General features: G+C 42.2%; 14 protein-coding genes, 1 other RNA gene and 1 pseudogene. 8 read left to right on the forward strand and 8 right to left on the reverse strand.

The genetic code is table 11. The features are described from left to right. The first annotated feature begins 128 nt into the window (after positions 1–128). The 4 genes from F6J90_RS16820 to F6J90_RS16835 all read left to right on the forward strand — a co-directional run bounded on the left by F6J90_RS16820 (position 129) and on the right by F6J90_RS16835 (position 2,957). Positions 129–581 carry a hypothetical protein gene (locus F6J90_RS16820; protein WP_293095778.1) on the forward strand — a complete coding sequence of 151 codons (453 nt, stop codon included), beginning with the start codon at positions 129–131 and terminating at the stop codon, positions 579–581. Continuing rightward, positions 571–1,011 (forward strand): NUDIX hydrolase, encoded by a 441-nt coding sequence (locus F6J90_RS16825; RefSeq protein ID WP_293095781.1) that lies wholly within the window; start codon positions 571–573, stop codon positions 1,009–1,011. The genes F6J90_RS16820 and F6J90_RS16825 overlap by 11 nt, the downstream gene beginning before the upstream one ends. 707 nt (positions 1,012–1,718) lie before the next feature. Next, positions 1,719–1,952, forward strand: coding sequence for a ribbon-helix-helix protein, CopG family (locus F6J90_RS16830; RefSeq protein WP_293094504.1), 234 nt, complete (start codon positions 1,719–1,721; stop codon positions 1,950–1,952). 165 nt (positions 1,953–2,117) lie between these two features. Then, positions 2,118–2,957 carry a hypothetical protein gene (locus F6J90_RS16835; protein ID WP_293094500.1) on the forward strand — a complete coding sequence of 280 codons (840 nt, stop codon included), beginning with the start codon at positions 2,118–2,120 and terminating at the stop codon, positions 2,955–2,957. Between the two features lie 80 nt (positions 2,958–3,037). Here the strand turns inward: F6J90_RS16835 and F6J90_RS16840 are convergent, their stop codons facing one another. Together F6J90_RS16840 and F6J90_RS16845 are read right to left on the reverse strand one after the other, a co-directional pair. Further along, positions 3,038–3,211 (reverse strand): hypothetical protein, encoded by a 174-nt coding sequence (locus tag F6J90_RS16840; RefSeq protein WP_293094497.1) that lies wholly within the window; start codon positions 3,209–3,211, stop codon positions 3,038–3,040. Between the two features lie 264 nt (positions 3,212–3,475). After that, the gene (locus tag F6J90_RS16845; protein ID WP_293094494.1) at positions 3,476–4,036 is read right to left on the reverse strand and encodes a hypothetical protein; all 561 of its coding nucleotides are present in this window, start codon (positions 4,034–4,036) and stop codon (positions 3,476–3,478) included. A gap of 682 nt (positions 4,037–4,718) precedes the next feature. Between F6J90_RS16845 and F6J90_RS16850 the strand changes: the two genes are divergently transcribed. Beyond that, positions 4,719–5,717: a tyrosine-type recombinase/integrase gene (locus tag F6J90_RS16850; RefSeq protein WP_293095785.1), complete on the forward strand. Its 999-nt coding sequence runs from the start codon at positions 4,719–4,721 to the stop codon at positions 5,715–5,717. Between the two features lie 27 nt (positions 5,718–5,744). Here F6J90_RS16850 and F6J90_RS16855 read toward each other — a convergent pair whose 3' ends face one another. From F6J90_RS16855 to rnpB, 3 genes are all read right to left on the reverse strand, one after another. Further along, complete coding sequence (locus tag F6J90_RS16855) at positions 5,745–7,076, reverse strand: Gfo/Idh/MocA family oxidoreductase (protein ID WP_293095787.1); 1,332 nt, start codon at positions 7,074–7,076, stop codon at positions 5,745–5,747. Next, positions 7,073–7,786, reverse strand: a complete 714-nt coding sequence (gene rnc, locus F6J90_RS16860; protein ID WP_293055154.1) for a ribonuclease III — start codon at positions 7,784–7,786, stop codon at positions 7,073–7,075. The genes F6J90_RS16855 and rnc overlap by 4 nt, the downstream gene beginning before the upstream one ends. 86 nt (positions 7,787–7,872) lie before the next feature. Then, an RNA gene (rnpB, locus tag F6J90_RS16865) (RNase P RNA component class A) lies at positions 7,873–8,317 on the reverse strand. A gap of 271 nt (positions 8,318–8,588) precedes the next feature. Between rnpB and F6J90_RS16870 the strand changes: the two are divergent. Then, positions 8,589–9,833 (forward strand): annotated as a pseudogene (locus tag F6J90_RS16870) (RNA-guided endonuclease TnpB family protein). Positions 9,834–10,042: 209 nt separating this feature from the next. Here F6J90_RS16870 and F6J90_RS16875 read toward each other — a convergent pair. Beyond that, positions 10,043–10,198 carry a hypothetical protein gene (locus F6J90_RS16875; protein WP_293095790.1) on the reverse strand — a complete coding sequence of 52 codons (156 nt, stop codon included), beginning with the start codon at positions 10,196–10,198 and terminating at the stop codon, positions 10,043–10,045. Positions 10,199–10,387: 189 nt separating this feature from the next. On the opposite strand from F6J90_RS16875, the gene F6J90_RS16880 reads away from it, so the two are divergent. Together F6J90_RS16880 and mgtE are read left to right on the forward strand one after the other, a co-directional pair. Beyond that, the gene (locus F6J90_RS16880; protein WP_293095792.1) at positions 10,388–11,623 is read left to right on the forward strand and encodes a transposase; all 1,236 of its coding nucleotides are present in this window, start codon (positions 10,388–10,390) and stop codon (positions 11,621–11,623) included. A 440-nt stretch (positions 11,624–12,063) separates the two neighbouring features. Then, positions 12,064–13,455 (forward strand): magnesium transporter, encoded by a 1,392-nt coding sequence (mgtE, locus tag F6J90_RS16885; protein WP_293095795.1) that lies wholly within the window; start codon positions 12,064–12,066, stop codon positions 13,453–13,455. Here the strand turns inward: mgtE and F6J90_RS16890 are convergent. Both F6J90_RS16890 and F6J90_RS16895 read right to left on the reverse strand, forming a co-directional pair. Then, the gene (locus F6J90_RS16890; RefSeq protein ID WP_293095797.1) at positions 13,433–13,642 is read right to left on the reverse strand and encodes a hypothetical protein; all 210 of its coding nucleotides are present in this window, start codon (positions 13,640–13,642) and stop codon (positions 13,433–13,435) included. The genes mgtE and F6J90_RS16890 overlap by 23 nt on opposite strands. Positions 13,643–13,931: 289 nt before the next feature. Next, positions 13,932–15,110: a M20 family metallopeptidase gene (locus F6J90_RS16895; RefSeq protein WP_293095800.1), complete on the reverse strand. Its 1,179-nt coding sequence runs from the start codon at positions 15,108–15,110 to the stop codon at positions 13,932–13,934. Positions 15,111–15,282: the final 172 nt, after the last annotated feature.

A 15,282-nucleotide genomic window follows, 5' to 3' on the forward strand; every position in this document is an offset into this window, starting at 1 on the left:
TGTAGATGCATGGAGCGACTTACTTGAGGCTGGGGAACGAACATTCAAGTTTCAACCTACTTCCTTTTTTACTCCTCCAAACAGAGTTCATTGGCAACTGACAACTGAAAACATCATAGGATTTCAATATGCCAACTAAGTATTGGTCAACTCTTTTACCGTTTTGGGTTTTACTTGTAGGAGCTGGGACTGTTGGCTGTAGTCCCTTAGCCCATAATGGCATTCATCAGCTTAATATTAGCTACCCTGGTGTAAAGGTCACAAAAATCCGTGATCTACCACAAAATCAGAATACTATCGATACAGTCTACCTTCGGGGTAAAGTTACTAATCAAGCACCACTTTTAGATGCGAATGCTTATGAACTCCAAGATGCTACTAGTACCATTTGGGTAGTTTCTCAGGGAACTTTGCCCAATATCGGTGATCAAGTCTTGATCCACGGTAAGGCTCAATTTCAAAGCATTCCCATCGCTGGACAAGATTTGGGTGAATTCTTTATTCAAGAGCTTGAGCAGCTACAACGGCAAGTCTATCAACCCAAGTCCCCCTTACTTCCAAGACCAACAGATGAGCAGTAAGCAAGTTCAAGTAGCGATCGCTATTCTCTTTCGGCAAGGTCAGTTTCTGATGCAGCTACGGGACAATATTCCTAATATTCTTTACCCTGGTTTGTGGGGTTTATTTGGGGGACACATTGAACCTGGAGAAACCCCAATCGAAGCTCTCAGGCGGGAATTGCTGGAGGAAATTAGCTATGCACTACCCTCAGCATCTTTGTTTGGCCATTATCCTGAACCCCATGTGTTCCGTCATGTTTTTGCAGTACCCCTGACCGTGGAACTTTCACAGTTGGTCTTAGGGGAAGGCTGGGATATGGGGTTGTTGACTCCTGAGCAGATTCGTCAGGGCGAGTCTTATTCTGCCAAGGCTGGTCAGGTGCGACCCCTTGGTCCTGCTCATCAGCGTATTCTACTGGATTTTCTGGAGAAGGGATCCAGCTTGGTATAAGCTACTTTAAACCGGACACCTGGGCAAGAACAACCAGATAACCTACCCTAAACCGAACGCCAAAGGCGAACAACTAGATAACCTTAAACCTTCAACCTTCCACGGACAGCACAGCATTATCAAGCATGCTTGTTGTCCTTTTTGTGATCTTGGAGATTTTTCTGCACAACCGCCACTGAAATGCGCTCGCGTAGCGTGACCTACGGTCAATCGCTTTTTAGTAGTCGCTGATTTGATGTTAACGATTGATGAATTCCAATTTGATTAAATAATTAATTCCTTTAATGGGAGTTAGCAGTATTTCATTTTTGCCTCTAATTCCGCATCAGGACGTCTTTTTGTTGTCTTTGGTTTTTATCGGAAAATAATAAATAACAGAGGCAATTCTTGGTAAGTAAATAAACTTATGGTACTAGGTTGCTAGGTTGAATTGCAACTTAGCTATGTGTTCTTGTGATCGTAGGTAATTCCAGCGTAAACACTTGTCTGACCCTTTTAGGTTCTCGGGTAAGCTTCTGTCACAGTCCTAGGGTCGATACATTGGCAAAATTTGGTACCCAAGGTGATTAAGCACAGAGTTAGTGGACTCAACGGATTCGTTAGCTTGCATGTCACCCCCCAGAACTCACTATCTTCCAAAAAGTAGTTGGTGAGTGCTTAGGATAACTGTTAAACTGAATTAAAAAGTTGTTACACAATTTGGCTTTATGTCTAGTATGACTGTAGGTTTCCGAATTCCGGAAAACCTCCACAAACAATTGGAGGAATACAGAGCTAAAGCTCACTTAAGTAAAAGTGAGGTAATTGTGAGTGCTATTGCTCAATACCTCGGTGCGGTTGAATATGTGCCATTCAGTCAAAGGGTAATTGACTTAGAAGAAAGAATGGCAGCACTAGAAACCCAAGTTGCAGAATATCAAAAATCAATCTCAAATTTATAAGGGCAATTCAATGGCATAAGACCGTTCTGTATTAAAAAAAGTATCGGTCAACCTTCTTTTCGGTATGGGCGATGCAGAGTGAGAAGCTTACTTCACAGAACGCGATGTAGCTTGGCCGCTTTGCCTCGAACTGGTAATGCGCATTCCATAAGTTTTTTAACTGTGATGACTGAGTTTGATTTACCTGATATGACTTTACCACAGCCTAATTTATTGACAGTTGTTCAAAGTTTTTTAAAAATAAAAACTTTTGTTGAAGGAGGGGAGTTAACAAAAACCTTAAAGACATTTGGTGATATATACACTGATGCGGCCATACATAAATTAGAAAATATTAATAAGATTAAACCTGAAAATAGGTCGGCTGTTTTAATAGTAGTTTTAGATAATTTGCTTTTAGCGCATTTGTTATATTACAAAGCACGAATAAAATTAGGTGAATATACTAGTGCTTATCGACTAATCTTTTCGTTTGGTTCTTATGAGGCTGAGCACAAGGATTTAACTGTTTGTTGTTTGATAGCTATTCTTCATGCTTATTTAGGAGATGAGGTTGCAATGATAGAACGAGCATTAGTTTGGGGTGCTTGTGCTTTAAAAAAAGTAGCTATTAAGGAAAAAGGTCGTGGAAATTCATATGTTAAAATTTCAAAATTGAAAAAATTTGGATTAGTTTCTGCTGATGCAAGTTCGAGATTTGTATCATTTTTCATAGTAATTACTTTCCTGTGGAATCCTTTCATATATAAGGCTTATTATGATAAAAACAGATTTCAAAACAAACATCAGATAATGACTGAAGAAGATTTTTTAGCTTTTAGTAAAAATTTAGGCTTTTCTATGTACAAACTAGTACAAGATATAGAAAAAAACGTCCCTTATTTTCCATCTTTAGATGAGAGGATAGATCCCCCCGATAAAAAGTCAGACTTTGAAGATTTAAAAGATGAAAGGCCACAATGGTTAAAGGATTATTTTGACATTACAAAACCGCCATATCACTAGTTGAGGAGTACCCAGGAATTATTGCTACTCAGACAATTTAATCTTTCTCCATCAAAACCTTGAAACTAATTGAGGGAGAACTAATCGAGGATGATTGCACCTGGGGATTCGATCAACTGTTCTTCGCAAGGAAGGCACCAGAAAATTGTCTGGACACGGCGCACCTCAGCTTCCAATGCCACCAGCTTTTTCTCAATTACTGCCACCTTCTCCCTCAAAGGCACATCCTCAGCACAATCTAGATAAAGCGCCAAAGCACTGAGTACCAGTTGGCTAGTTCAAATAACACTCACCGATGCTGAAAAACTTTTCACTGTCCATTACTTAATTTTAAAAATAAAAATGTGACCAATCCTATAATTCTTGTTAAGCCAATAGGATATTTTGTAGCCGTTCCAAAAGCGTAAGTTTCTGTGCTTTTGTTGGCATCCTTGCTCTGGCCAACGAAGTACAAATAATTATTGCCTGTTTCCAATGCCCAATTCCCTATCACACCGGCATGGATTAAAGTCTTCAGTTTATAATGCTTTTTGAATAAGTTTACAACCTTCATCTTTAAAAGACTTAGTTGCTTTGTGTATCACAGTTCCTTCAGTCCCAAAATTATCAACTTCTGCTTGCTTTATTCTCCACTTAGCTTCAGACCTGTGGGTATTAATTTTACCTTTCCCACTTTTACTACCAATTATTAAGGCATACTCATCAGTTCCTTCTAATGGGGGGCAAATAAGGACATCGTATCTGGATATGCCAAATTTATCAGCTGATATTTCTTTGGCTTTTTCGTATCTTCTAGATAATTCATTTGGGTTTTTAGAAGTTGTTACTACAGCATAAAAATCTGAAGGGGTGTCTACAGTATCTGAAGGAATTGTAGTGGATTCTTTTTCAATAAGAAATGGTGCAATCGAAAAAATTATAAATAAAGTTCCCAAAAATCCTAGTATGACTCGTCCCCACTTATTACTAGTTCCAAATTCAATTTCTTTGACATTAACTTTACCCACTATACATACAAGGAGCATTGCTCCTCCAAAACAGAATATGATAACAGCTAACTCTGTAGGTAATTTAACCATCTTGGTTTTTTAATATATAGTTTAAATGAATACTGGAGCACTCCTCGATGTAAACTACAATCGATGAATCAGGATTCTAAAAATACTATCGTGGTAATAAATTTACTTGGGCACATAGGTTTCCTTACGACCCTGCTAACGCTACTATGGAAGTTTAGTTGTATTACATTAGTATAGTAAGTAGCTCTTGTCAATAAACTGAAAATATTTCTTAATAAACCCTGTCTGATTGTGTTTATTAACTAATATACTGTTTTTAACAGACATCCAGGGGTAGGTTGTTGCAACTGCGATGCTCCTTTGAAACCGCTAAGAGCGATTCAGCTTTCGCTGACGCTATGCGATCGCCTTTGGTGGCTGCAAAGCAGCATCGCACCCACATTGTATTGACTCAGGTACACCCAAGGTATTAACTAAAAGGCAGGGGTGTATTGAGGCGTGGGGTATTAAAATCGACCGTCATGGCCAGGTTAAGATTTTAACCACAGAGGCATTTTGTAGCCGTTCCAAAAGTGTAAGTTTGTGTGTTATTGTTGGCATCCTTGTTCTGGCCAACGAAGTACAAATAAGATTTGTTTGTTTTGGGTTGAAGCTATGTGTATAACGCCGAGTTGGGGGATTATCGGTACTTAAAGAGGCTATAATAGTACTAGATGCTTAACAACTTCACGTTCATGGCACTGTGGATACTCATAAGACCCCAAACCACATCACCCCTCAACCTGACCACCTGACCATTACTACAGCAAACCTACTAGAAGCTTTTGCTGATTTCCTCGATATCGATGTGGCAGCAGGAGATGCTGCAGCTGATACCGTCAATACCTACCGCCGCCAGGTTCAACAGTTTGTGAACTGGTGCGATCGCATAAATCTTCATCCAGCCGCAGTTACGAAAGAGGACATTAAGCGTTACCGCCGCTGGATGGTAGACACTAAAAAATTTAAACCAGCGACAGTATCACTAAAGTTGTCAGTTGTCAAGCGTTTTTATCAAGCTGCTGTGGAAAAAGGACTGATTACTATTAATCCAGCCCTTGGGGTGAAACCGCCACGGGAAAAGCTGGACCCGGCGGCAAGGATTACCTATTTGGAAAAGCCTGAAGTTGAGAAGTTGTTAGCAGCTATAGCCAATGATGGTAGCCTTAAGGCAAAGCGGGATAAACTTCTGCTGGCAATCATGATATTGGAAGGGCCCCGTAGCATTGAGTTACATCGGGCAAATGTCTCTGATGTAGTTAAGCAGGGGGGTAATCTGGGAATTCGGGTCGAAGGGAAGCGTAATATTAGAATAGTGCCATTAACACCAGATCTTGCCGAGTTGCTGATGGCTTATCTCGAAGCAAGGACAGAAAATGGGGAAGTAGTCAAACCATCGAGTCCTCTATTTATAGCTGTGGGAAATAGGGCGGGTGGCAAGCGGATTTCCCGGCGGGGGATTCGGCTGGTTGTAGATAGCTATCTTGAGCAAACTAACCTTAAGCAAACACCAGGAAGAACTATATCAGCCCATAGCTTGAGACATACCGCAGGTACGTTAGCTCTTCGTTCTGGTGCTGAGTTACGGCAAGTGCAAGATTTGTTGGGACATGCTGATCCAAGAACAACTTGTATTTATGCCCATGTAGCAGATCGCTGGGAAAATAATCCAGGATTGAAGCTGGGCATTAACCTATCGTGATCATCTCAAGGGGAAATGAATAGCTAATTATTCTGGCAACTGGGGAACAGTAACTGGCACTCCTCCTTGGTGAAGGGATTGGCTTAAACAGCTAAGAATATTGACCAATTGAGCACCAACCCAGCCAGATGATATTGATGAAGGTTGGGACAAGCGGACACTGTTAAGAAAGCGATCGCATACTGAGTAAAGTGGTTCAAATGATTCGAGATCAAGAACTTCACGATGTTGACCAGCAGGGATAAAGTACTCCCCGTTCTGTTCAAAATAACCATGTTGGATAGTTAGGGGTGCTTGGGCAACCATTTCATCAAAAATCAAGGTTCCCTGTGTTCCTACAATCCCAAGCCGCCGCTGTTTATCTGGATTGAGCCAGCACAGATGAATAAATGCTTGGAAGCCAGTGGGATAGGTAAGTGTGACCTGAACTAAGTCAGCTAATCCTTGAGGAGTTGAAGGTTGGAGGTTGGCAGGTTGAAGGTTAGCAGGTTGAAGGTTAGGAGGTTGAAGGTTAGGAGGTTGAAGGTTATCGGGTTGAAGGTTAGGAGGTTGAAGGTTAGGAGGTTGAAGGTTATCGGGTTGAAGGTTATCGGGTTGAAGGTTATCGGGTTGAAGGTTATCGGGTTGAAGGTTAGCAGGTTGTTGAGGGGTAAGTGATTGACTACAGCCTTGGTTATCTTCAGAACTTTCAACCGGCAACTGGGTAACTTGAAACTCTTTTTCAACCGGCAAGTTGCTAACTTGAAACTCTTTTTGAAACTGTAGCCACACCCTACCAGTAGCTTGGACTTGAACAGGTAGCTGTCCTAAGCAATGGTTGAAAATAGCAATGTCGTGAATGGCTAAATCCCAGAGAGAATCGACATCTTGACGTACTGGTCCTAAGTTAGTACGGGCAGCGTATCCATAGCGTAAGTCTCCTAAACATCCTGAGTTCACAACTTCTTGAGCACGTTTGACCGCTGGGTGAAATAGATAGGTATGGTCAACCATGAGCTGTAGCTGCTGTTCTTGAGCCAGGTGGCACAATTCTAGACACTCAGCGACATCAAGGGTTAAGGGTTTTTCTGCTAGGACGTGTTTCCCCTGCTGTAGAGCATCCTTAATTAGGGTGTAATGGGTAACTGCTGGAGTAGCAATTACCACTGCCTCAATTGTCCGGAGATTCCGTATCGATTCCCAATCTGTTGCCAAACGTACCTCAGGAGCGAGGTTATATTTATCTTTAATTGCTGCCAAGGTTTCTGGGTATGGATCAACCACTGCCACTAAGCAAGCATCAGGGTGTGTCAAGAAATTCCTGATCAAGTGTTTGCCCCAGCGACCTGCTCCCAATATCGCTACTCCGGTTTCTTTCATTTTTGCCCTCTCAATTCCAGAAATGCCTGTTTGGCTGCTGCTTGTTCCGCAGCTTTTTTCGATCTTCCTGTACCTTCACCTAATTGTCGATTTTGTAGCCAAACTTGGGCAGTGAAGCGGTTGTTTGCCCCATGCACTTGTAGGTTTTCCGTCAGATGATACTTTGGGAGCAGTTTGTAGTGAGCTTGAGTCCATTCCTGAAGAGCATCTTTGTAGTTTTGGCGGGCGGGGTCTTGACGAATTTCAGTAGTCAGTTTTTGTAAGTGAGGGTCTAGCCAAGGACGGACTAATTCTAGGGTATGGGTACTTAAATATAATGCTCCCAATACTGCTTCAAAGGCATCAGCTAACCGGGATGTTTCCCCAGCTTTGTCCCCAGCGGCACTATTGGAAACCAGTAAATAACGCTCTAGCCCATAGCTGCGAGCGAGTTGAGAGAGAATGCGATCGCTTACCAGTACGGAACGAATGGCAGCAAACTCACCAACGGAAGAGTTGGGATAATTTTCCCATAGCCATTCTGAGCTAGCTAAACGTATAACAGCATCACCAACAAACTCCAACTGCTCATAGTTGTGTTCTGCTGAGATACTACAGTGAGTCAGTGCTAAATCTAGCAACGACCAATTCACAGCTGTAGTTTTAGATAGTCCTAACTTTTGAACTAATTTCTCTAATTGCTTCTGACGACGGGGGTCTTTGATGGTCATAGGTTGTCTTTTGTCGTGAGTCAGGGAGTCCTTTGTAACTAACCAGAGTCTGGGAGTACTAATGACTAATGACTAATGACTAAATTGAGAGAAAGTCGGACATAAGCCGGGTTCTGTTCTCCCTAGCAACCATCAAGAAGCTACTAAAGAGGGTGGTTATCTATCTAGGACGGCTGTTACCAGACGCCTCAAGCGGTTCTCCATATCCGGAACTGGTAAAAGACCAACCGTAGTTCCTCTCGACCTTGCTCCCAACCGGGGTTTACCGAGCCAGCACCTCTCGATGCTGCTGGTGCGCTCTTACCACACCTTTGCACCCTTACCTGTGAAAGAATTAGGAAAAAGGCAGGAAGAATACATTCATCCTGGAGCCTTCTACCTTTATCCTTCCCATCGGCGGTATGTTTCTGTGGCACTATCCTCACGGTCACCCGCACTGGGCGTTACCCAGCAAGTTTGGTCTTTCGGGAGCCCGGACTTTCCTCAGACTCGCAGAAAAATGCGAATCCGCAACCACCTGCGCCTACTTTCTCTCTACTCTAGTTTAGTATTGATTAGCAGTTGGTTGTTAGCTGCTGGAGTTTGAGTCAATCCAGAGGCAGAGACCATTATCTGTCCCAGCAGGAGCAACTAGGGAAATGGAATGGGACCTTGGAACCGCTGCACCAAAGCAAAAGCTAATCCTCTAGGATTTGTTGGATTACACTGTTAAGAGGGTTGTCATCTTTCTGTCTTCCTTTCCAAGGAAGAATGACTAATTTGTTTAGTTAACATTTCACAAGGAATACTTGACAATGTAAGCATGGTAGAAAAAGCTTACCGTTACCGTTTATACCCAACCCCTGAACAGGAGACTCTGTTGAGGAGAACCCTAGGCTGTGTAAGACTTGTTTACAACAAAGCATTAGATGCTAGAACAAAAGGATGGTACGAACATCAAAAACGAATTAGTTATAAATAAACTTCCTCAATGTTGACAGGATGGAAACAACAGGATGACTTGTTTTTTATGAATGAAGTCAGTTGTGTTCCACTTCAACAAGGATTGAGGCATCTACAAAATGCTTTTACTAATTTCTTTGCAGGTCGTGCTAAGTATCCGAACTTTAAGAAGAAACGCAACGGTGGTAGTGCAGAATTTACAAAATCAGCATTTAAATGGAAAGATGGTCAAATCTATCTTGCTAAATGCAAAGAACCTTTGCCTATTCGTTGGAGTCGTCAATTACCTGCAAACTGCAATCCAAGTACCGTTACAGTCAGCTTAGATCAATCCGAACGGTGGCATATCTCAATTAGGTTCAATGACCCTAGAGACTTGAGCTTGCCTTTAACGGATAAACAAATTGGTTTTGATCTAGGAATTTCCAGTCTAATTACAACCAGCGACGGAGATAAAATTACCAACCCCAAGCATTTTAAAAGGCTCAAAAAAAGACTGGGTAAATACCAAAAAGCTTTGTCGCGAAAACAAAAAGGATCTAACAATCGTGAAAAGGCAAGGTTAAAGGTGGCCAGGATACACGCAAAGATCAAGGACGCTAGAAGAGATTTTACTCACAAGCTAACCACTCAACTGGTCAGAGAAAACCAATTGATTGCGTTTGAGGATTTAGCTGTAAAAAACATGGTCAAAAATCACAAACTAGCTCAGGTAATCAGTGATGCTAATTGGGCAGAAATAATCCGTCAGGTTAAGTACAAGTCAGAGTGGTACAACCGGAAAGCTGTTTCGATTGATAGATGGTTCCCCAGTAGCAAGTTGTGTTCTGCATGTTTGAATTGCGTCGGATCTTTACCACTAAACATCCGGGAATGGGACTGCCCATCTTGTAACACTCACCATGTTCGCGTAGCGGCTCCTACGGAGCATCGCGATATCAACGCATCAATTAATATTTTGGCGGCAGGGCTTGCCGTGTCAGTCTGTGGAGCGACTGTAAGACCCGTTCGCGTAGCGTCGCCTACGGCGAAAGAGAGTAAGTCTCGGAAGGCTAGTGCGAAAAACTCCCCCAAGGGGAGAAGGAAACAGAAACCTAAGTCGTGAGTCGCGAGGTACCCCCGCTATAATCTACAATTTAGCGGTGGGAAGATGTCAACGTGAGCTTTTACGATGAAGTAGCGAGCCGCATTGAGACAATCAAGCATAGTTAGACTCGCAAATCTAATGTAAATAACCTTTAATGGTAGCAATTTATATTAATTGCTTGTGTATATCATTATAACTAAAACTACGTCAATAGTACAATTATACTACTAAACTAGGCAAGCTGTTCGCGTAGCGTGGCCGTTCGCGTAGCGTGGCCAAAAGGCCAAAAGGCCATCGATAGCAATCCGATTTGAGTGGTAAAACACCAGAACAGGGAGATAGGGGGAAGAAGGGGAAGAATTTTTCCATTGGTTTTTGTTCACAAATTAATTACTATCGGGCTGGATCAGGTACAGGGAAATCTAGCTTGATGGGATTACTCTCAAATAACTATCAATATGGAGCAAGAGGACTCACGTTATACCCATCGGGTTAGCGTGAGGTGAATTGCGGTCAGAAGCTTAGTTCTACTCAAGTGGCATTCCTGGATAGAATTATGTTATAATTTAAATATGCTAAGACTAACCTACGAGTACAAACTGATTCCTTCCCAAAAACAAATCGCCGTCATTGAAGATATATTGGCGGTTTGCAGAAAAGTGTGGAATTACGCTTTAAGGGAACGAAAAGATTGGTACAAAAGTCGAAAGTGCGCAGTTAATTATTGTTCATTACAGCATGAATATATAATTCCAGTAGATCAGCCATATCCTAACTACAAAATACAAGCTGCTAATTTAACTAAAGCCAAAAAAGCCAATCCTGAACTCAAAAGAATAAATGCTCAGGTCTTACAACAAGTTTTAAAGACTTTAGATCGAGCATTTAAAAACATGAAAGAACAAGGATATGGTTTTCCTAGATTTAAAAATCAATATCGGATGCGATCGTTTGTATTTCCTCAATTTAAAACAAATCCAATAAATAATGAGTGGATTAAACTGCCTCAAATTGGATTAGTTAAACTGAGATTATCACGACCAATTCCAGATGGTTTTAAGATAAAGCAAGTTAGAATAGTTAGACGAGCTAGTGGTTATTTTGCAATGCTGTCTTTACAAAGTGAAGTCAGTATTCCTGATACTCCACCACGGGGTCATCCCCTTGGGATTGATGTTGGGTTAGATAAGTTTTTAGCAACTTCTGATAATCAACTAATAGAGCGACCTAGATTTTTAAAAAAGCTGCACAGTAAGCTTAAATTGCTACAACGCAGATTGAAGCTAAAGAAAAAAGGTTCCAAAAATAAACATAAACTAAATTGTCAAATAGCAAGACTTCATCAGAAAATATCAGATACCCGAAAAGATTTTCACTTTAAGTTAGCAAATTATCTTTGTGACCAGGCTGGAATGATATTTGTTGAGGACTTAGATTTCAGAACTTGGGCAAAAGGAATGTTAGGGAAACATACCCTTGATGCGGGTTTTGGTCAGTTCTTTGATATCTTAGCTTGGGTTTGTTGGAAACGAGGCGTATATTTTGGCAAAGTTGATTACAGATATACTAGTCAAATTTGTCCAAATTGTGGTATAAATACAGGCAAAAAAGATTTGTCTGAACGCATACACAAATGTCCTGAATGCCATTATGAAATTAACAGAGATGTTTCAGCTGCTCAAGTGATTTGTCAACGTGGTATTACTGCGGTCGGACAGATCGTGCTAGAAAATGACTGTGTAGGCGGGCTGTCGGGGGTTTACAACAACCTAGATAAGTGCTTTGGAAGCAGTAAACCCAAATTGTGAAGTTTGGGAATCCCCCGTTATAATATCTGATTTAACGGGGGAGGATGTCAATGCGCTGAAAATACTCTTGGACTAAGATGCCTCAAGTAGTGGCATTGGTGAATATCGGAATCCAAAGGATAGTTGCGTCAGTTACCAATTAAGTAGTGGGACAAACGTTTTGATAACTGTGTTAACTTTGGTTAAGTTAACTCAAACCTAATCAGCTATAAAGATGGTTCGTATTTTACATTTCTTAATATAATTTCATTTATTTATTGATTTCCGACTAATTACCAAGTACTAATTACTAAGTACTACTTAATAAGTACTAATTACCAAGTACTAATTACCAAGTACTAATTACCAATTACCAATCCGTCTTGGAGCAGGTACAAAAGCATCTAGACTTGAGTCAGCACTGACAAACAAGTAAAACCTACTCTTGAGGAGGGTTTGCATTGACTGAAAACCAAATTTCCCTCCAGACAATCTCGCGTAGTGAACTGCGACAGCTGGTGCGTTCTCAACTGCAGATACTGCTGGAGCAAGGTAATCTTCAGGGTGCTAAGCAAGTGCTGGTACCAGTACAACCAGTAGACATTGCGGAAGCGATTGAAGGATTACCAGAAGCAATGCAAGTGATTGCCTTCCGCTTATTGTCTAAATCTGAGGCCATTGAGGTGTATGAAAATCTTGACTCCAGTGTCCAACAGTCTCTAGTTGAGAAGTTTAAACATCAGGAGGTACTGGATATCGTAGATAAGATGTCGCCAGATGATCGAGCGAAGTTGTTTGATGAGTTACCAGCTAAGGTAGTCCGACGCTTGCAGTCACAGTTAAGTCCCAAGGAGCGCCGAGCGACAGCTCTGCTCTTGGGGTATGAGGAGGGAACAGCAGGGCGAATCATGACCCCTGAATATATTTCCCTCAAGGAAAACTTGACGGTTAGCGAGACATTGGATCAAATTCGTAGCTTAGCCAAAACCTCGGAAGTCGTATATTACCTATATATAACTGATAACTCTCGACATTTGACTGGGATTGTTTCCCTGCGGGATTTGGTGATTTCTTCCACCGAGACCACCATGGGTGAAATTATGACTCGTGATGTGGTTTATGTCCATACCTATGCAGACCAGGAAGAGGTAGCACGGATGATCCAACGCTATGATTTTCTGGCTGTACCAGTGGTTGACCGGGAGCAGCGTCTAGTGGGTATTGTCACTGTGGATGATGTGATTGATATCTTGGAGCAGGAAGCAACAGAAGATATGTACGCGGTCGGTGGTGGTGTCCAATCGGAGGGGGATAATTATTTTCAAACCAATTTATTCACAGTTGCCCGCCGACGGGTAGTTTGGTTATTTGTCTTGTTACTCACTAATACGGTTACGGGTACGATCATAAAGTCCCAAGAGTCTATTTTGCAGCAGGTTGTTGCCCTAGCAGCTTTTATCCCTTTACTTACTGGCACTGGTGGTAATGTGGGCGCTCAGTCTTCTACGGTGGTGATTCGCGGCTTAAATACTGATGAAATTCGTGACTTAGGCCCCGGTCAAGTGATTTGGCGAGAGGCACTGGCGGGGTTATTACTAGGAGTAATTCTGGGTACGATGGCCACTGGATGGGCTTACTGGTTACAAGGAGATTTTTTAGTAGCCCTCTCGGTGGGAACGAGTCTGATTGCGATCGCACTTTTAGCATCAGTTGCCGGTTCAGCCCTACCGTTTCTGTTCCGTCACCTAGGCTTAGACCCAGCTCTGATGTCCGCACCATTCATTACAACAGTTGTTGATGTCTTAGGTGTGCTGATTTATTTCAATATAGCTAAATCAGTCTTAGGGCTTTAGCATCAAAGGCAAAAGACAAAAGGGAACAGGGAACAGGGAACAGGGAACAGGCAACAGGCAAAAGACAAAAGGCAAAAGGCAAAAGGCAACAGGCAACAGGCAACAGGCAACAGGCAACAGGCAACAGGCAACAGGCAACAGGCAACAGGCAACAGGCAACAGGCAACAGGCAACAGGCAACAGGCAACAAAAAACCATAATCTGTACTTAAAATTGTAGCAAACCGCTAAAATTAACTGTATAATTAAATTGATAACTATGGCTGAGTGAACAAGTCGTAACCCTTGATTTATTAAGGTTTTGAGGACTATTCAAAATTCATAAAGTGGAAGAAATAAGTCGAATCTCTATCAAAACTAATGCATTTAATTGAACTGATGTTTGTGAAAGTTCCACCCGGTTAAACCTCTTGCCTATTGCTAGCATGCCTATTGCCTATTGCCTCTCCTCACCAAAACTTTTTCACCAATCCCTAATTAACAGTCCTGGTTCCAGTACTTATAAATGGCATAAGCCAGAGTAACTACACCGGTAACAATGGCCGATTCATCCACAGCAAACAGAGGATGGTGCAGTGGGTAGTTTAGTTTATTTTGGAATCCAACCCCGAGGCGGAACATGCTGCCGGGAGCGTGTTGTAGATAAACCGAGAAATCTTCCGCACCCATAGAGGCTTCGGGTATGATTAAAACGCGATCGCTTCCCCAAGCTTCCTTAGCTGCTGCTTCCAACAACTGAGTTAAGGCTAAGTCATTTTGTACTGATGGTACTCCCCGCTGATAGTTGATGTGATAGCGAGCGCCATAAGCATTACAGACATTGGCCACAATCTTTTCAATCCAATCCGGTAGACCAGCATAGGTTTGGGGATGAAGCGATCGCACTGTTCCTACTAGTTGCACTTGGTCAGCAATAATATTCGGAGCTCGCCCACCACTAATTTGTCCAATTGTCAAGACCATAGGGTGTAATGGGTTCTGGGTGCGACTAATAGCTTGTTGGAGGGTGGTAATCACCTGGGCAGCAATCCAAATCGCGTCAATAGCTTGGTGAGGGCGAGCTCCATGACCGGATTCTCCCATAATTACGATTTCTAAATCATCCGCTGCTGCTGTTAATGCCCCATAGCGGATACCAATAGACCCTGCTGGAATTGAGGGGAAAACGTGAAGACCAAAGATAGCACTCACATCCTTCATTCCCCCATCTTTGACAATCCAGTTTGCACCTTGAGCAATTTCCTCAGCTGGTTGGAACAGAAAGCGAGTATTACCAGGAAACCTTTCTCCGAGTTGGGATAGAACCATAGCTGTGCCTAAGCCTACGGTGGTGTGGACATCATGACCACAGGCATGCATGACTCCCGGTTGATGTGAGGCAAAATCCAGACAAGTTTGTTCGGTGATGGGTAGAGCGTCCATATCAGTGCGCAGTGCGAGTAATCGCTCATCTGTGCCACCAATCAGTTCACCGATAAGACCAGTTTTGCCAATCCCTTCTTGTACATGAAGACCACAAGAGGATAAGACCCCAGCTACGTAAGCTGCTGTTTGGTGTTCTTGACCACTCAATTCTGGGTAAGAGTGGAGATGACGGCGAATTTCGATCAGACGCGGGGCAAGTTCTTGGGCTAACTCTTTAATCTGGGAGAGCATGCTGCTAGATAAATACTAGATAAAATTGTTTCATACTTCACTTATTTATACTTCTTTTTTAATTGTTGTTGGGTAAATCTTCTTTTCGAGAGAGAATGTAATAGTTCGAGATTTTATCGAATTGAAAGTCTGGGGCTTTGCCCATCAAAGCATATGCCCTATGGGCATATGC

It is taken from the genome of Moorena sp. SIOASIH, from assembly GCF_010671925.1.
Classification (GTDB): Bacteria; Cyanobacteriota; Cyanobacteriia; order Cyanobacteriales; family Coleofasciculaceae; genus Moorena.